This is a genomic window from Bacillus cereus group sp. MS39 (genome assembly GCF_040448665.1).
GTDB classification, from domain to species: Bacteria; Bacillota; Bacilli; order Bacillales; family Bacillaceae_G; genus Bacillus_A; species Bacillus_A wiedmannii.
Window position 1 is genome coordinate 4,386,840 of record NZ_CP123058.1, and the last position, 15,600, is coordinate 4,402,439.

The window sequence follows — 15,600 nt, forward strand, 5'->3', positions numbered from 1 at the left end:
GCACAAACAATACATGCTCAATTGGTGAAAACTAGTAATAAGCAGGAAATAAAAAACTCCCCACTGATTAAAGTTTCACTTTACCCCGTATTAACGGGCAGTAAGCCTAAGAAGTCAGTCTGAAAGCAAACTGCCCGTAAATACCCGATTGGTTCCACTAATAACTAGTGGGGATGAAAAGACTCCCCACTAGTTAAAGTGTCACTTTATTGTAACACGCAATGTCATATATTTCTTTGCATATTCTAGTGATTTATGCCAAAATAGTTATAAGATTCTGATTTTTATCATTGGAGGGAATTTTCATGGGAGTATACGTTCTAACAGTCTTTGAAAAAGATGGTTCTAAAGCATTAGACAAATCATTCGAGGCGGCAACTGAAAAAGAAGCGAAAGCAAAAGGTGAATCTATTTTACAAGAAAAAGGATTGCACGAAAAAACACATCGCTGTACATCTTCTGCAGGTAAGCTCGTTTTATTCCAGCGCTAAAAAAAGAAGCGTCATCCGCTTCTTTTTACTCTACTATATCTTCGTCACACCACGTAAACACCACATCTAGAATGCGATTACCGATACGTACGCGCTTATTCCATTTTCCTGTTTGGATCTGATGTTGCAATTCTGCTTTCATCTTTTCCGTCCAGTCGTGAATCGTTTCACTACCGTTGTACGGATATATGCTTGGAAACTCTTCCTGCAGTAGATGCAAGCTCTCTGCATCAAAATGAAAATGGAAGAAGTAGTTTGCTGTAAGCGATGGTTCTTGCAATCGTAAAAAATGATCATCAACTTGCTTTCTATTTCTATAGAAAGTAAAGATATTCACTTTACCGCTCGTAATTTGGTCAATTTGAATTTCGTGCTTCTCTATAATCACGTCTTGCCCACCTCGTTATATACTATCCTTAGTATATATGTCTTTTGCAACAAAGTTAACCATTTTCGCGCGAAATTCATTTCCTTCATTATATTACCTGTACCTCCATATGCAATCAGAACAAATAAAAACAAAGTTGAAGGGGAGCGATCACATGTATTTCGGAAGCAAAGGTTGGTATGTAAAAGAACTTAAAAAATTAGGTATCCGTACTTATGAAGGTAAAAAACTAGAATCGTATCGTACGCATGTATTATCTAGTTTACTTGAGAGAATGAAGAAAGCTTCGGCTTAATAGGTTTAGGAAGCAACTACGGTTGCTTCCTTTTTATTTATTAAATAAAAAGGAAATCATAATACCTTATTCTACCTCTATCGTTATACCCCCTTGATAGAAACCACCCGTTATCAACTGAATCTCTATTACCAAATACTCTTCCAAATAATCATTCGTATATATTTTAAATTCGCCAAACTTATTAACCCGCCCACTTCCAACAAGCATATCACCACTCGTTATGACAATGATTGAATAAGGCTCTGCACAGCCCGATACATAATTAGCACCATATTTCACAAAACCTATCTTTATTTCCTTATGAACTTTAGTAACTGAATCTATACATTTCTTATTACGCAACTTATCCTCTCTCTCTTCAGCCCTCGAAAGCACTCGATTCCTGCTAACCTTTTCTGAAGAGAAAGCAACATTTCCAAGCCAATTAAACTTATCAAATTTAGTAATAGGTAGAAACATCTACGTTAACTCCCCCATTCTTCCAACACGTTCAAGGTTGCGATAAAAGAAAACAGTTTTACTTTTTCATTCAATTTCGCACTGTTAATTTGTATTGAACACATAGAATACTGTTTTTTACCCCAGATGCTATGAAAACACTACACAAAAGGAACCACACTCCATTCAATATAAATCCGCCTTCAAATATGTTAATAATAATTATGTTGCCAATGATTAAGAGAATCCATGAAATAGAATACTGTTTTCCATTTGTAATATATAAAATTTTATCCTTATTACAGGCTATAATTCCCCCACCTTGCCAAACACCAATAGCAAAAGAAAAAAGCGTAACTGCCAGTAACTCTGCTTGTAAATCTCTAGTCATTGGTTGCGGCGCCGTATAAGTAATAATCCCTATCATCATGAGAAAAGTAATAATATGTATCCAGTTTAATTTTGTTTGTTTGCTTTGCAGCCAAATAAAGAAAATTACTACAGAAATTAAAAACAAAGTTGCCATTTAATTATTCTTCTTCCTTTCCCACATTAAAAACGTCTGTGTAATGCAATTAGAGCGTTCTTAAATCTCTCATACTTTCTAAAGCATAACATGAGAAAGAAATAAAAAAATCGTACAAAAGGGCAAGCCTATAATGTACGATTGGGCATATATAATGTTTTAAAAATGAATTAATTTCCTTTCAATAGATACAGCTACTGCTTCTGACCTTGAATTAACACCTAATTTATTGTATATATTTGTTAAATACGCTTTTACCGTTCGCTCAGCTATTCCCATATCGAATGCAATTTCTTTATTCTTATTTCCACGCGCAATAGCTTTCAACACAAACAATTCTTTTTCTGTTAAGTTATTTTCTTCAACCATATTAGCATGTATTTCTTTCCTTTTATAATTCACTATCTTTTCCATAATATTGGGTTGTAGTAATATCTCACCTCGAATAGCCGCTTCCAATGTTCGAAACAAATTCTCACGATCCGTATCTTTTAGCAAATATCCTTTTGCTCCTAGCTCAATTCCCTTTAACATTAATTCATCTTCGTTATAAGTAGTTAATATAATAATCGGCGTATGATTTTGTTTTTTATTTAAAGCTTCAATTGTTTCTAAACCACTCATTTTAGGCATATTTAAATCCATTAAAATAACATCAGGTTCCTTTTTTTCTATGAAAGAAAGGGCTTCTTCTCCATTTGCAGCCTCACCTATAATTTGAAATGAATCACTCGTTTCTAATATTAATTTCAGACCTTCTCTTACAACGAAATGATCATCCACAATTAATACGTTATACTTCATGGCTATCTCCTTCATTATTGATAGGTACTTGAATATACACTTTCGTACCCTTCATCTTTTCACTCAATATATGTATTTCTCCATTCATCAATCGAACACGCTCATTTAAGCCAATTAAGCCGTAATGTCCAGGACTCTTACCGATATCTCCAGTGTCAAAACCAATTCCATTATCTTCAACTTCAATAGTAAGTTTTTCAAGATCATCGATATATTCAACTTTTAAATTTACCTCTGTTGCCTGCGAATGTTTTGCGATATTCGTTAAACATTCACTAATTACATATAAACAATGTTCCTTTACTAAGCTTGAAATATGCGGAGGGCTTTGAATAGTAAATCTCACGTGTATAGACGTAGCCTCAGAAAAACGTTGAACTTCTTCCTCTACTGCTTTATTAAATGAATTGGTAGTATGACGCAAATCATCAATAACCAGCCTTGCATCATGTAAAGTTTGTCTCGCTCTTATCATAGTTTGTTTCATAATCTCTTGAGATCGCACTGTATTCCCTTTTTGCATATGGGCATCTATTGCTTCCAATTGCATAATTAAGCTCGCTACACCTTGCGCTAACGTATCATGTAAATCTCTTGCCATTCGCTGTCTTTCATTAGCTAATGTCAATTCTTCTACTCTCATATATGCAGACTCTAACTCTTGAAGGTAGCTCTGTATACGATTCCGTGCATCATATTGCTGCTTATTAATATAAGAAAAAGGAATAATAATTGCTAACACTAACAGAAACATAGAGATAAGAATAGCTAATTTATTCACACCATAATTTATACTAATTGCAGTACAAAATATTGCATACATAAGAGTAAAAACTGCTATTACTTTAAATATATTGTGATAAACATATAGACTTTGGGCAATTAAAATAGGGGTTAATCCAACAAAAATTGCTATCGAAGCATTTGATGCAATGAATGCTGCCAAAAACACAATGAACAGTTGTACAAAAAAGAAATATAACAATTGCCTATTCCTTAATGAACTAGCATACCAATGAAAAACAGTATGAATAACAATGACCATTGTAAAGAAGAAATTATCCATCGAGAGAATATTATTACGAAATTCTAAAAGCAATGAAGCTATATATACGAGTGTAATCCATAAAACAATAAACCTTCTCGGAATAAATACCGCTTCCAATACATTTTTATCCAAATCAATATTTGAATTTATTTTTTTCATATTCGACCTCCACCATTATATTATACAAGATGCAGCTTACATTTTGATAAAGTGAAACTTTAATCATTGGGGCTTTTGTCCATCCCCATTAGTTATTAGCCCTCACCAATTGTGCTTTTATGGACAGCCCGACCCCCACAAATAGCGGGATAAGTTACTGATTCCGCCTCATCCTCATTACCAAATATAAATATGAAATATTGCATATCGAAATGCATTGATGTCTTTGTAAGCGCTTACTATAATGGGATTATACAGATTTATTACATCTTACTACTAAAGGAGGCAATCATATGGAAATCGCAATGGCAGTTTTAAACTTTGTAGGTGGAGTAATTCCATTAGTTCAAGAGCTTTTAAAAGCATTCATGTAAGGTTATCATTCAGCAATCATTTATAAGAATTCTCATACAAATGATCTGTATTTCAAAAACAAATTGATACACAGATCATTTGTGTGAGAAGACTTTATACGAGAACTATGTAACCTAGCAGAACAATAATGATGCATCTATCTCAAGTTGGAAAAAGACGCTCACAAAAGCGTCTTTTTCTTATATTACTATGTATTCAGGAGAAATCGATTTTATCAAATGGATAAACGACGACTTTCTGTTCCCCTTTATTTTTTACTAATGAAATAACCACCCAAACCAAAAATGCTATAATAAACCCAATCAAACTAAGGGGCACATTCATCTTGCACGGAAAACACATTCAATTTCACAAGTTTGGCAACCCAAAAGATGTATTACAAGTGGAATATAAAAATATAGAATCATTAAAAGAGAATGAAGTTCTCGTTCGCATGTTAGTTAGACCAATTAATCCATCTGACTTAATTCCTGTTACCGGAGCGTATGCCCATAGAATTCCGTTACCTAACATACCTGATTATGAAGGCGTTGGTATTGTAGAAGATGTGATTGGAAGGCTTAAAAATAAATATGACAACGGCACATTAGGTAAGAAAAAATCAAAAAACGCTCAAGTGTTACTAGATAGTTTAATACCAATTGGAATGCTCCTTGGCTGTATAATCGGTTTGATTTTCGGCATGTTTTTCCCAGATTATTCACTTCTTGCAGTGAGTTTAGGAGCTGCAATCGGCTATTTATTTGGCTTTTTTGCTTATGAATTTTATAGCAAGGCAGGAAACAATTATTCATAATCCAAGAACAGAAGCGACCTTGGAATAAGCAAGGACAAAAAAATCCCCTCAAAGCATAAGCTTCGAGGGGTGAGCCTGTTGTTTATTTACTTATATACGTACAGCTGTACCACTTACAGCAACCATTAACATTCCATCACGAACAACTTCATAATCTACATCAATACCAACGATAGCGTTCGCACCTTTTTGTTTTGCAAGTTCTTTCATTTCATCCATTGCGATATCACGAGCTTCTTTTAGCTTGCTTTCGTAAGAACCAGCACGACCACCGACAACATCACGAACAGAAGCGAATAAATCGCGGACAATATTTGCACCCATAATAGCTTCACCATTTACAATATCGATATACTCAATAATTTCTTTACCTTGAATTCCAGACGTTGTTGTTACAATCATGACTGACACTCTCCTAATAAGTTGTAGTTTGAATAAGCTTTCTTATGTCTTTATTATGACATGGAAAAAGTATCTAATCTATTGAATTACCTTACAGGAGTGTGACAATTTTGTAAGAATAAAGCGCCTATTCTATTTAATAAAGCGCTTTAACATTTGGATACATAAACGATTCTCTATTTTCTTTCCAATCCTTTTCTACTTCTTTAAAAGTTGGTCGCCCTAATTCTTCCTTGTTTTTCTGTTTACGAAACCATTTCTTTACATACTTCTCTCCATTTTTGTTTTGAACTGTACAAAGGAAACTGTTACTACTATCCTTTACTATTTTTACAATCACGAAAAGACACCTCTTCCCTTTTAAATAACATAATAGAACTTGATCTTTTACTATAAGCCCTTCCTCTCTTATAGTCATACGACTCCTCGGTCGCGCCAAAGTTGTAAGATCAAAAAACGATATTCACTATGTTTACATTTTGCATAATTGATATGTGAAGTAAATATTATTTAAAGAAATCAGAGTTATAAGCATTATGCTTATCAAATATTTTATAAATTTCTAACTTATCATCTAATTTTGCATCTACTAAAATTAATATATTTCCATCGTAAATGTATTCTTCATATTTCTTAGCGTGTTCTTCAGGAATTCCTAATCCGATAAATGCTCCTATTAAACTTCCAGCTCCTCCGCCAATACCGGCTCCTCCGATAGCTGCTGCGATAGGTCCTGCCGCTACGATTGGACCCATTCCAGAAATGGCAAGTATACCAAGACCTGTTAATAAACCTCCGAGTCCGCCTGCTACTCCTCCTGCCACAAGCCCTGTCGCTGAAAAGATATCCGCTTTATGTGCAGTTTCATGATTCACTTTTTCACCCGATTTTTCTTCCAGATGTTCAATTTCCTTTTGATCCTTTGCAATAGCTGAAATATTATCAGCTGGATATCCTTTATCTTTTAATTCATTAATAACGAATGCCGCATCATCGATTTTTCTAAAAACACCTACTATTTTTCTATCTACATTCATAACTATTAACCTCCTAAAGTTTTATATAATGTATCTTTATCTTTCTTCATTTCTGTATACACTAATCTTCTTATTAACATAACCATTTATGAAAAAAGCGAATAGTAAAAGCATTACAAGCGAACTACTTAACAAGTAAATTAAATCAAATGTAATATCAATCATCATTTCATTCATGTATACCAGACTCCTTTTTATTTAAAGTAAAAGTATATTTTTATAGACTAGAAATCTTATCATTCCTCTTCAGTCAATCTCTTTGTAGTATATGTATACCCTTCGTAACGCTTTCTAAACGTAAAAAACTATAATTATATTTTTTTACGTTTATATGTTTAACATTTTTTAAAACGGGTATGTTTATATTGTTATGCTTACTATATGGAAAGGAATATTTCGATGAATGCAATCCAATCTACTACTATTCTTTATAATGAAACACCTACAATAACGCAGATTCATCATTTTTATGCTTTAATGACAACATTTCAAACGAATGTATTTATAAGTAAACATGGAACACTTACTTCTATTAAAAACTTAAGCACATTAGTATCCTTTTTCCTTACTGTAAAAAAGAGAGAGCTTGTATTATTTATCTTTGAAGGAATAGATGCAAAAAAAGCTTTAAGAACACTCTTTCCTTCTTAAAAGTTATATGATCCCCCTATTCCCTCGATTGTTACTTTTCATATATAGTTTTATATTTCAAAATGATTTCCTCTATGAAAAATGAGCCCCCTAATACAATAGGGGGATTTCTAGTTTGGCCTTATGAAAACTGATATAATATATATTACGTTTTTCATTCTTTACAATAGAAAACTTTGAATAACCTTGAAGGTAGGAATTTTTAATGAAATCGAAAGCAAAATTTAGTATTCGCTACAAAATTATGGCTGGTTATTTAGTTATCATTTTGTTCTTACTTATTTCTTTCATTATGCTAAACAATGAGATTTCTAGTTTACAAAAATCTCGTAATTTTATTATTGATCACGATTTTAAAGTTCTTAATTTAACGAATCAAGTGGAGAAAGAATTGCTAACAATTGAAAATAAAGCGAAAGGATTTATCACTTCTAATGATGCAAATTACGTTCAATCCCTTAACGCTGCGGAAAAGGATTACGAAAAACATTATCAAGATCTTTTTGCTCTATTAGAGGATAACCCCTCTCAGCAAGAAAAATTAAAACAGATTAATGAAAACATTACTAGTTGGATTAATAAAGAGATTCATCCACTCATTACGAATAGTAATAATAATAACGTACAAGCAATCGATACGACTCAAATTCAATCATTACAATCGCAGGTAACTAACTTCCGCAGCACTGAGGAGCAACTAACGAAAAAAAGAGCTGCACAATTAGATACTGAAAATAGTAAATTAGAGCTTTGGTTATACAGTTTATTGTTCTTACTTTCTTGTATTTCTATTATCGTTTCACTCTATATTTCGAATTCCATTACAAAAACGATTAAAAATGTAATTCAAGCTATTACATCCATTTCTTCTAAAGAAAAAATTACGGAAAGAATTCATGTAAATACACATGATGAAATAAAAGATCTTGCTCATACAACAAATCACCTACTAGACGAAATATCGAAAAGAGAATGGTTACAAACTGAGCTTGCAGAATTAATTTTAATGTATCAAGGTGTATCTTCTATTGAGATGTTCGGTAACAAAATTTTGAGTGGAATTATACAAAAAACGCAAACTTCTTGCGGTGCATTCTATGTACGTGAAGAAGTTGAAGAAACTGTCTACTATGTGAAGAAAGCTTCTTTCGCTGATCAAGGTGCTGATATTGGAAAACAATCTATTAAAATGGGGGAAGGTTTAATTGGGCAATGTGCTTTAGAAAAACAAAGCTTTATTCTTCGAGAAATACCAGAAGAATTTCGTTATGTCACTAGCGGCTTATTAGAAATACGTCCTCAAAATCTACTAGTCGTCCCTATCTTATTTGAAGATAAAGTGATTGCAGTAATGGAGTTAGTAAGTGTAACTGAGATCTCAGACTTACATCAAGATTTAATCCAACAAACTGTTGATAATCTAGGTTTAACAATCCATAGTATTATGGGACGTATGCGAATTCAAACTCTTTTACATGAATCACAAGCAATGACAGAAGAGTTACAAGTTCAATCAGAAGAATTGCAAACGCAAGCGGAAGAACTACAAATGCAAGCCGAAGAATTACGAACAACGAATGAACAATTAGAGTCTAGAACTGAAGAGGCTGAGCAAAAGACAGCTGACTTACAAATTACTAAATTAGAATTAGAAGAAAAAGCAAGCGAGTTGTTACGTAGCTCAAAATACAAATCAGAATTCCTAGCAAATATGTCACATGAATTACGTACACCATTAAATAGTATTTTACTATTATCTGAAATGTTAAGAGAAAATCATGATAATCATTTATCCGATGATGAAATTGAATTAGCAACCGTCATTCATTCATCAGGGAAAGATTTACTTACTTTAATTAATGACATACTAGATTTATCTAAAGTAGAAGCCGGAAAACTAGACGTCATTTTTGAAGCAACGAACATAAGTGATATGGCGGCAAGTATGCACCAAAACTTCTTACATATCGCTGCACAAAAAAATGTTGAATTTACTGTTGAAGATAGTGATACGATTCCTGATTTGTTTTACACAGATGCAAAACGGATTGAACAAATTATTAAAAACTTATTATCCAATGCATTTAAATTCACGGAAAAAGGATCTGTCTCTTTACATTTCGATTCAATAGAAACAAGCAACTTGAGTCATGATATGCAGTCTATAAGTAAGGACTGGATAACAATTTCAGTAAAAGATACTGGTATTGGTATCGCTAAAGAACAGCATCAACTTATTTTCGAAGCCTTTCAACAGGCAGATGGCGCAACGATTCGGAAGTATGGTGGTACAGGCTTAGGTTTATCTATTTGTAAAGAGTTTGCTAGATTGTTAGGTGGTTGGATTACGTTACAGAGTCATGTAGGAGAAGGCAGTACTTTCACGGTATACATTCCTAACCTTCCAAATGGATTAAATGAAATCCAAGTATCCAATTTAGAAGTCGCAGCAACAGTAGATGAAGTTATTCCTGCTGAAGTTGTTGAGGAAACTATCGTTATCCCAGAAACTAATAACGTCTTCCAAGAGAAAACCATTTTAATTGTCGATGATGATCATCGAAATATATTTGCGTTACAAAATGCATTAAAAAAACAACATGCTAACATTATTACTGCACAAAACGGCATAGAGTGTTTAGAAATACTAAAAAGTAATACAAATATCGACCTTATTTTAATGGATATTATGATGCCAAATATGGACGGTTATGAAACGATGGAACATATCCGAATGAATTTAGGGTTACATGAAATACCTATTATTGCATTAACTGCTAAAGCAATGCCAAATGATAAAGAAAAATGTTTATCTGCTGGCGCTTCAGATTATATAAGTAAACCATTAAATTTACATCAACTCTATTCAGTAATGAGTGTATGGTTAATAAAATAAGTGAGGTTTAATTTAAGTGGAAAATAAGTATTATAATTTTGATCCATCCGTCGATATGGATAAGCGCACGAACTTAGAAATTGAATTACTATTGGAAGCGGTATTTAAACTATCTGGCTTCGATTTTCGCCAATATGCTCGTACATCTATTTATAGAAGAATTTGTAATCGAATGCAGATTTCTCATATCCCTACCATTTCAAAATTAATTGAAAAAGTAATTCATGAGGAAGGGGTTTTAGAACAGTTATTAAATGATTTCTCCATTAATGTAACTGAAATGTTCCGTAACCCTAACTTTTTTAAAGCGCTAAGAGAGCATGTGATTCCTGAATTAAAAAAGTATCCTGAAATTAGAATTTGGCACGCTGGATGCGCAACTGGTGAAGAAGTATTATCAATGTCCATCTTACTTCACGAAGAAGGATTAAGTGAAAAAGCTGTTATTTACGCAACAGATATGAATACAAATGTGTTAGAAAAAGCAAAACAAGGCATCCTTCCGTTAAATAAAATGCAAACTTATACGAAAAACTATTTACAAGCTGGCGGTACACAAGCATTTTCTAACTATTATTCAACAGATAATCGCTTTGCTTATTTTAATCCATCTCTTTTACAAAACATTATTTTTGCGCAGCATAATCTAGTAACCGATCAATCTTTTAACGAATTTCATATTATACTTTGCCGTAACGTTTTAATTTACTTTACAGGTAAACTTCAAAACCAAGTACAGCAACTATTTTATGAAAGTTTAGGTCACAATGGATTCCTATGTTTAGGAAATAAAGAAACTCTTCGTTTCTCAAATATAATGCCGCATTATATCCAATTTAATCCTAACGAACAAATTTATCAAAAAATACAATAAAAGCGTATGAAATCCTTTGTTTGGATTTCATACGCTTTTTATTTCGCATTCGTTTGTATCATAATTAGACACATATCATCTGATTGTGCTTTCTTCTGTTCTTCCTTGTAAAACCCTTCTATCTCTTCTTCTAAATCTCCCCATTTTCTTTCTGTAAAAGTGCGTAATTTCTCTTCAGACTCAAATTCATCATTTGCAATTGCTTCAAGTACACCATCTGTAAACAATAATATTTGAGCGTTCTTCTCAAAAGGTATAACTGTCTTCTGAACTTTTATTTCATCAAAAAATCCTACTGCACAACTCCCGCGATCTAGTTCAACTACATTTGTTTCATCAACTAAAACGTATCCAGAAGGATGTCCTGCATTTACATATTCAATTGTTCTCTTTTCTGTATCCACTACTAAGTATATCGCTGTAAAATAATATGGAATGTTGTCATTCTCATTATGTAAAAGAGTCATATATTTATTTAAGTCTTTAATAACGAGTTCTGGATCGATTAAACATTTAATCGTTTCACGTAATACAGACGAAATAAACATACAAACTAATGAAGCAGATACACCATGTCCCATCACATCTAATAATATAATACCGTAGCGATTTTCATCGATTTTATACCAATAATACATATCTCCAGCTAGTTTAAATGAAGGTAAGTAACTTGCTTCAATTTTTATATGCTCTTCTCTTAATGGGCTACTTAATAAGTTTCTTTGTACTTGTGTAGCTAAATCTAGTTCATTTCGAAGATTTTCTTCTTGTTCTTTATGCCAATTTAATTCCGATTTCAAGCGTAATGCTACACGCATACGCGCTAACAATTCAACTTTATTTATAGGTTTCGTAATATAATCCATTGCCCCCATATCAAGAGCCTCAGCTAATTTATTCGCATCTTCTAAAGCTGTTACAAAAATAATAGGAATATCTTTAAACTTCTCCTCTTTTTGTAATCGCCTACAAACTTCAAGTCCATCAATTTCAGGCATCATGATATCTAATAAAATTAAATCTATTTCATTATGCCTGGAAGAATCTTTTCCAAAATGAATGTATTCGAAAAGCTCTTGTGCAGAATTCAGCGATACAAGATCCTGATATCCGGCTTGTTTTAAAATTTTTTCAATTACAAAGATATTAACCGGATTATCATCGACAATTAAAATGGACACAAGTTATTTCCCCTTTTCGTATTTAAAATGTAAATCTATTATCATTTTCTATTTTTCTAGTATTACATACTCAGTTATAAAATGAAAATTTCCTACTCAAACATATTTTTTATACAGAAAAAGAACAAACCCCCAGAAATGAGAGTTTGTTCTTTCACTCTATAAATTTCCACTTTTAATTTAGCACCATTGCTTTATCATTTAAAAGACGATCCAATTCTTCCATATGATTTGTTTCATCTGCAATCATATCTTCTAACTTTACAACTAACTCTGTCATATTTAATTTCGCTGCCTGTTCTTTTCTCGTTTCATAACGCTTAATTGTTTCATATTCTGATTGTCTAGCGTATTCTAACATTTCTCTAACATCTTCTACTTGTTTCACTGGTAAAGGGATTGTAGTAGGTGTACCACCTAGCGTCTTAATTTTCTCCGCTAAATATAGGGCATGTCCTTGTTCATCACTAATTTCAGATTCAAAGAAAGGTTTTAACACTTGTCTATATATACCAGAAACTGTAGCTGCATTATGGTTATACATAATAATTGCTGAGTATTCTCCTGCTAAGTCTTCATTCAATCCTTCGATTAGTTCTTTCACATCGTGTGACATTTTCATATCTCCTCCTATACTTAATAACTACCCCTTTTCTCATGTTTTAAACATAATTATTTAAAATTTTTATGTATCTAAAAACGCCGCTTGCTTCAATTTACTTATCGCTTGTCTTTTAATACGAGAAACGTGCATTTGTGAAATACCTAACCGTTCCCCTGTATCCTTTTGATTTAAATTTTCTCCAAATATATAATGAATAACACTCTTTTCTGTCTCATTTAATACGTTAAAAATATCCTCTAAAATGAGACGTCTTTCTGTCTGTTCATATCCTTGCTCTACTTCACCTACAGATTCAATTCTCGCTACCGAACTTCCATCAGATGAATTTTCTACTACATCATCTAAGGAAGATACTCGATAATTATTTTTAGCATCCATAATTTCTAGAACTTCCTCTTCTGATAGTCCTAAATGATCCGCAATCTCTATAATCTTCGGTGAACGTTGCAGGTGATCTGTTAGCTCCTCTATCGCAAGTTTAATTTTCCCGCCCAAATCTTTAATTCGCCTCGGAACATGAATGCCCCATGTTTTATCACGTAAATACTTCTTTATTTCTCCTACTATCGTAGGTATTGCAAACGGCTCAAAAGCATTCCCTATCGAATAATCATACCTTCTTATTGCGCCTAAGAGCCCTAACATCCCTACTTGTATAATATCCTCATGCATCGGCCCGCCTTTCGAATAGCGATATGCAATGGAATATACGAGATTTTTATAATGGTCAACTAACCTTTCCTGTGCTTCATCACATTGGTTTTGTTGAAATTCTGCAATTAGTTTAATAACGTCTTCTTTAGTAAGAATTGTAGGTTGAGATTGGATTTCCATCATTCTCCACCTGCTCTCTTTGTATATATTTTGTCATTAAAACTGTCATGCCCTCATCATGCATGATTTGTATATCATCCATTAACGTATTTATTAAATATAAACCTAAACCATTTTCCGGCAAGTTCTCTACTGGTTTATTAATATCATACGGACCAACTTTACTTTTTAAGGTGCTAAAATCAAAACTAACCCCATTATCCGCAACCATAATTTCTAATCGATCTTCATATAGACCAAAGACCATTGTAATCTCTCCAACGTCTTCTTTATATGCATGTTGTACAATGTTTGTACATGCTTCACTAATAGCAATTTTCATATCTTCTATATCGTCATAAGCAAAGCCCATTCGATTCGCAACACCAGCCATTGTTAAACGAATAATAGCGACATATTCTGCCTTTGCAGGAATTTTCATTTCTATCTTTTCAAATCTCTCCATCATCCCTAGTCACCTTCTTTCTACTTTTTCAAAATCGGAATTCAAATTTAATATTTCTGTTAACCCTGTAATATCAAATAATCTCTTTAACCTTTTAGATACACCAATAAACTCTAGTTTTCCATCATTTTTCTTAACTGCTTTTAATAAAGCTATAAAAACGCCTAAACCAGTACTATCCATATACTCTACCTTATTAAAATCTACTACGATATACACCTCTTTCTCGCTTGCAATAGGCATAATCTTATTTTTTAAATCTGATGCCGTATACGCATCAATTTCACCATTAAGTTGTACCGTATAACCTAAATCATTTTGCAAAATATTTATTGCCAAATTCATCATTTCCGCCCCCTTATCTCAAACTTTTACTATTTAATTACCCATAAAAATTAGTTTTAAACATATTTTTTTATTTTTATTATAAATAAAGTGAAACTTTAATCAGTGGGGGTTTTGTTCATCCCCCACTGATTATTAGTTGAACCAATCGGACTTTTACGGACAGTTGATCCCCCACCTAACTTCTTTGCTTCCGCTGAATTTTGAGGTGGGGGTCTTACTGCCCGTTAAAGCGGGATAAATTTTCCACATCTTTCTCAGCTTAACACATAAAAAATACTAACAAATGTTTAAACCTTATAAATTTGTGTATGTATTATGTATAAACATTATTTTTAGGGGGATCTATCTATGGAAGAGCACAACTTTAAAAAGGGAGATTTCGTTCAATTTTCTTATCGACACGATCATGCTACAAAATTAATTGGTTCCATTATTAACATACTAACGAATACAATTGTAGTGGATATAGGTAATAGCGAGGACTTATCTCATATAGAACCAAGGCAGGTCGTAAGAATAAATAATTGTAAGAAAGTAACGATGGTTTAATACATAATAGAAAGTGTAATTTTCATGAGTGGGGAATTCTTTATTCCCCACTCATTCGTATGCAGATTACATAAAAAAAGCATCCAAATTATTTTAATTGGATGCTTTTTTATGTATTTTTATCAGTTCATTAACTTTATAGCTATATATAATAAACTTAAGATTACTATTCATTATCATACTTACGCTTTCCGTAGCATTCTAGAGAAGAATGTAACGATTAAAATAAAGACGATTGCACCTAATAACGCTGGAAGAACAAAAATGCCTCCCCATTCAGGACCCCAATGACCAAATAACGCACTACCTACCCAAGATCCAATTAAACCAGCAATCACATTACCAACTATACCTAAAGGAAAGTCTTTTCCTGTAATCATTCCAGCTAACGCCCCAATAAGTCCACCTACAATACACGTAATAATAAGTCCCACA

The 15,600-nt window shown here is 32.8% G+C and carries 22 protein-coding genes and 2 pseudogenes; 9 read left to right on the forward strand and 15 right to left on the reverse strand.

Going from position 1 to position 15,600, the window contains the following annotated elements; genetic code table 11:
- Positions 1–305 precede the first annotated feature (305 nt).
- Positions 306–491 (forward strand): YhzD family protein, encoded by a 186-nt coding sequence (locus tag QEP67_RS22680; protein ID WP_053446012.1) that lies wholly within the window; start codon positions 306–308, stop codon positions 489–491.
- Positions 492–516: 25 nt separating this feature from the next.
- On the opposite strand, the gene QEP67_RS22685 is transcribed toward QEP67_RS22680, so the two are convergent.
- Complete coding sequence (locus QEP67_RS22685) at positions 517–879, reverse strand: hypothetical protein (RefSeq protein ID WP_000582795.1); 363 nt, start codon at positions 877–879, stop codon at positions 517–519.
- A gap of 154 nt (positions 880–1,033) precedes the next feature.
- On the opposite strand from QEP67_RS22685, the gene QEP67_RS22690 reads away from it, so the two are divergent.
- On the forward strand, positions 1,034–1,174 hold the full coding sequence (locus QEP67_RS22690) for a YflJ family protein (protein WP_000273536.1): 141 nt from the start codon (positions 1,034–1,036) through the stop codon (positions 1,172–1,174).
- A 66-nt stretch (positions 1,175–1,240) separates the two neighbouring features.
- Here the strand turns inward: QEP67_RS22690 and QEP67_RS22695 are convergent, their stop codons facing one another.
- The 4 genes from QEP67_RS22695 to QEP67_RS22710 form a co-directional block, all read right to left on the reverse strand.
- On the reverse strand, positions 1,241–1,636 hold the full coding sequence (locus tag QEP67_RS22695) for a hypothetical protein (protein WP_000479664.1): 396 nt from the start codon (positions 1,634–1,636) through the stop codon (positions 1,241–1,243).
- Positions 1,637–1,706: 70 nt separating this feature from the next.
- Positions 1,707–2,141: a hypothetical protein gene (locus QEP67_RS22700; protein WP_000212319.1), complete on the reverse strand. Its 435-nt coding sequence runs from the start codon at positions 2,139–2,141 to the stop codon at positions 1,707–1,709.
- A 159-nt stretch (positions 2,142–2,300) separates the two neighbouring features.
- Complete coding sequence (locus QEP67_RS22705; RefSeq protein ID WP_000876843.1) at positions 2,301–2,945, reverse strand: response regulator; 645 nt, start codon at positions 2,943–2,945, stop codon at positions 2,301–2,303.
- On the reverse strand, positions 2,935–4,152 hold the full coding sequence (locus tag QEP67_RS22710) for a sensor histidine kinase (RefSeq protein ID WP_000723583.1): 1,218 nt from the start codon (positions 4,150–4,152) through the stop codon (positions 2,935–2,937). The genes QEP67_RS22705 and QEP67_RS22710 overlap by 11 nt, the downstream gene beginning before the upstream one ends.
- 192 nt (positions 4,153–4,344) lie before the next feature.
- On the opposite strand from QEP67_RS22710, the pseudogene QEP67_RS22715 reads away from it, so the two are divergent.
- The 3 genes and pseudogenes from QEP67_RS22715 (at position 4,345) to QEP67_RS22725 (ending at position 5,323) form a co-directional block, all read left to right on the forward strand.
- Positions 4,345–4,526, forward strand: a pseudogene (locus QEP67_RS22715) (hypothetical protein).
- Positions 4,527–4,852: 326 nt separating this feature from the next.
- Positions 4,853–5,077: pseudogene (locus tag QEP67_RS22720) on the forward strand (alcohol dehydrogenase); the annotation flags it as partial.
- Positions 5,063–5,323, forward strand: coding sequence for a hypothetical protein (locus QEP67_RS22725; protein ID WP_241033911.1), 261 nt, complete (start codon positions 5,063–5,065; stop codon positions 5,321–5,323). The pseudogene QEP67_RS22720 and the gene QEP67_RS22725, both read left to right, overlap by 15 nt.
- 90 nt (positions 5,324–5,413) lie before the next feature.
- On the opposite strand, the gene QEP67_RS22730 is transcribed toward QEP67_RS22725, so the two are convergent.
- From QEP67_RS22730 to QEP67_RS22745, 4 genes are all read right to left on the reverse strand, one after another.
- The gene (locus tag QEP67_RS22730) at positions 5,414–5,725 is read right to left on the reverse strand and encodes a heavy metal-binding domain-containing protein (protein WP_000637510.1); all 312 of its coding nucleotides are present in this window, start codon (positions 5,723–5,725) and stop codon (positions 5,414–5,416) included.
- 136 nt (positions 5,726–5,861) lie between these two features.
- Positions 5,862–6,065 carry a DUF4028 family protein gene (locus QEP67_RS22735; RefSeq protein ID WP_000635880.1) on the reverse strand — a complete coding sequence of 68 codons (204 nt, stop codon included), beginning with the start codon at positions 6,063–6,065 and terminating at the stop codon, positions 5,862–5,864.
- Between the two features lie 166 nt (positions 6,066–6,231).
- On the reverse strand, positions 6,232–6,762 hold the full coding sequence (locus QEP67_RS22740; protein WP_001100079.1) for a general stress protein: 531 nt from the start codon (positions 6,760–6,762) through the stop codon (positions 6,232–6,234).
- 36 nt (positions 6,763–6,798) lie between these two features.
- A complete protein-coding gene (locus QEP67_RS22745) occupies positions 6,799–6,939 on the reverse strand; it encodes a hypothetical protein (RefSeq protein WP_001004565.1) in 141 nt (46 codons plus the stop codon).
- A gap of 222 nt (positions 6,940–7,161) precedes the next feature.
- On the opposite strand from QEP67_RS22745, the gene QEP67_RS22750 reads away from it, so the two are divergent.
- The 3 genes from QEP67_RS22750 to QEP67_RS22760 all read left to right on the forward strand — a co-directional run bounded on the left by QEP67_RS22750 (position 7,162) and on the right by QEP67_RS22760 (position 11,183).
- Positions 7,162–7,413 carry a hypothetical protein gene (locus tag QEP67_RS22750; protein WP_000991708.1) on the forward strand — a complete coding sequence of 84 codons (252 nt, stop codon included), beginning with the start codon at positions 7,162–7,164 and terminating at the stop codon, positions 7,411–7,413.
- Between the two features lie 205 nt (positions 7,414–7,618).
- Positions 7,619–10,309, forward strand: a complete 2,691-nt coding sequence (locus QEP67_RS22755) for an ATP-binding protein (protein ID WP_353706438.1) — start codon at positions 7,619–7,621, stop codon at positions 10,307–10,309.
- 16 nt (positions 10,310–10,325) lie between these two features.
- Positions 10,326–11,183, forward strand: a complete 858-nt coding sequence (locus tag QEP67_RS22760) for a protein-glutamate O-methyltransferase CheR (RefSeq protein ID WP_000429028.1) — start codon at positions 10,326–10,328, stop codon at positions 11,181–11,183.
- A gap of 38 nt (positions 11,184–11,221) precedes the next feature.
- Here QEP67_RS22760 and QEP67_RS22765 read toward each other — a convergent pair whose 3' ends face one another.
- The 5 genes from QEP67_RS22765 to rsbV all read right to left on the reverse strand — a co-directional run bounded on the left by QEP67_RS22765 (position 11,222) and on the right by rsbV (position 14,616).
- The gene (locus QEP67_RS22765) at positions 11,222–12,364 is read right to left on the reverse strand and encodes a fused response regulator/phosphatase (protein WP_000025528.1); all 1,143 of its coding nucleotides are present in this window, start codon (positions 12,362–12,364) and stop codon (positions 11,222–11,224) included.
- Between the two features lie 175 nt (positions 12,365–12,539).
- On the reverse strand, positions 12,540–12,980 hold the full coding sequence (locus tag QEP67_RS22770; RefSeq protein WP_000017756.1) for a ferritin-like domain-containing protein: 441 nt from the start codon (positions 12,978–12,980) through the stop codon (positions 12,540–12,542).
- 69 nt (positions 12,981–13,049) lie between these two features.
- Complete coding sequence (sigB, locus tag QEP67_RS22775; RefSeq protein WP_016089043.1) at positions 13,050–13,826, reverse strand: RNA polymerase sigma factor SigB; 777 nt, start codon at positions 13,824–13,826, stop codon at positions 13,050–13,052.
- The gene (gene rsbW / locus QEP67_RS22780) at positions 13,789–14,271 is read right to left on the reverse strand and encodes an anti-sigma B factor RsbW (protein WP_016133818.1); all 483 of its coding nucleotides are present in this window, start codon (positions 14,269–14,271) and stop codon (positions 13,789–13,791) included. The genes sigB and rsbW overlap by 38 nt, the downstream gene beginning before the upstream one ends.
- Positions 14,272–14,277: 6 nt before the next feature.
- A complete protein-coding gene (gene rsbV, locus QEP67_RS22785; protein ID WP_016089045.1) occupies positions 14,278–14,616 on the reverse strand; it encodes an anti sigma b factor antagonist RsbV in 339 nt (112 codons plus the stop codon).
- 348 nt (positions 14,617–14,964) lie between these two features.
- Between rsbV and QEP67_RS22790 the strand changes: the two genes are divergently transcribed.
- A complete protein-coding gene (locus QEP67_RS22790; RefSeq protein ID WP_000390991.1) occupies positions 14,965–15,165 on the forward strand; it encodes a methyltransferase in 201 nt (66 codons plus the stop codon).
- Positions 15,166–15,347: 182 nt separating this feature from the next.
- Here the strand turns inward: QEP67_RS22790 and QEP67_RS22795 are convergent, their stop codons facing one another.
- Positions 15,348–15,599 (reverse strand): GlsB/YeaQ/YmgE family stress response membrane protein, encoded by a 252-nt coding sequence (locus tag QEP67_RS22795; protein WP_000522903.1) that lies wholly within the window; start codon positions 15,597–15,599, stop codon positions 15,348–15,350.
- Position 15,600: the final 1 nt, after the last annotated feature.

Bases quoted from the DNA above. Each gene is read 5' to 3' on its own strand.
- QEP67_RS22680 (WP_053446012.1), top strand. From the start codon at position 306: ATGGGAGTATACGTTCTAACAGTCTTTGAAAAAGATGGTTCTAAAGCA.
- QEP67_RS22690 (WP_000273536.1), top strand. From the start codon at position 1,034: ATGTATTTCGGAAGCAAAGGTTGGTATGTAAAAGAACTTAAAAAATTA.
- QEP67_RS22695 (WP_000479664.1), bottom strand. From the start codon at position 1,636: ATGTTTCTACCTATTACTAAATTTGATAAGTTTAATTGGCTTGGAAAT.
- QEP67_RS22700 (WP_000212319.1), bottom strand. From the start codon at position 2,141: ATGGCAACTTTGTTTTTAATTTCTGTAGTAATTTTCTTTATTTGGCTG.
- QEP67_RS22705 (WP_000876843.1), bottom strand. From the start codon at position 2,945: ATGAAGTATAACGTATTAATTGTGGATGATCATTTCGTTGTAAGAGAA.
- QEP67_RS22710 (WP_000723583.1), bottom strand. From the start codon at position 4,152: ATGAAAAAAATAAATTCAAATATTGATTTGGATAAAAATGTATTGGAA.
- QEP67_RS22730 (WP_000637510.1), bottom strand. From the start codon at position 5,725: ATGATTGTAACAACAACGTCTGGAATTCAAGGTAAAGAAATTATTGAG.
- QEP67_RS22740 (WP_001100079.1), bottom strand. From the start codon at position 6,762: ATGAATGTAGATAGAAAAATAGTAGGTGTTTTTAGAAAAATCGATGAT.
- QEP67_RS22745 (WP_001004565.1), bottom strand. From the start codon at position 6,939: ATGAATGAAATGATGATTGATATTACATTTGATTTAATTTACTTGTTA.
- QEP67_RS22750 (WP_000991708.1), top strand. From the start codon at position 7,162: ATGAATGCAATCCAATCTACTACTATTCTTTATAATGAAACACCTACA.
- QEP67_RS22755 (WP_353706438.1), top strand. From the start codon at position 7,619: ATGAAATCGAAAGCAAAATTTAGTATTCGCTACAAAATTATGGCTGGT.
- QEP67_RS22770 (WP_000017756.1), bottom strand. From the start codon at position 12,980: ATGTCACACGATGTGAAAGAACTAATCGAAGGATTGAATGAAGACTTA.
- sigB (WP_016089043.1), bottom strand. From the start codon at position 13,826: ATGATGGAAATCCAATCTCAACCTACAATTCTTACTAAAGAAGACGTT.
- rsbW (WP_016133818.1), bottom strand. From the start codon at position 14,271: ATGATGGAGAGATTTGAAAAGATAGAAATGAAAATTCCTGCAAAGGCA.
- rsbV (WP_016089045.1), bottom strand. From the start codon at position 14,616: ATGATGAATTTGGCAATAAATATTTTGCAAAATGATTTAGGTTATACG.
- QEP67_RS22790 (WP_000390991.1), top strand. From the start codon at position 14,965: ATGGAAGAGCACAACTTTAAAAAGGGAGATTTCGTTCAATTTTCTTAT.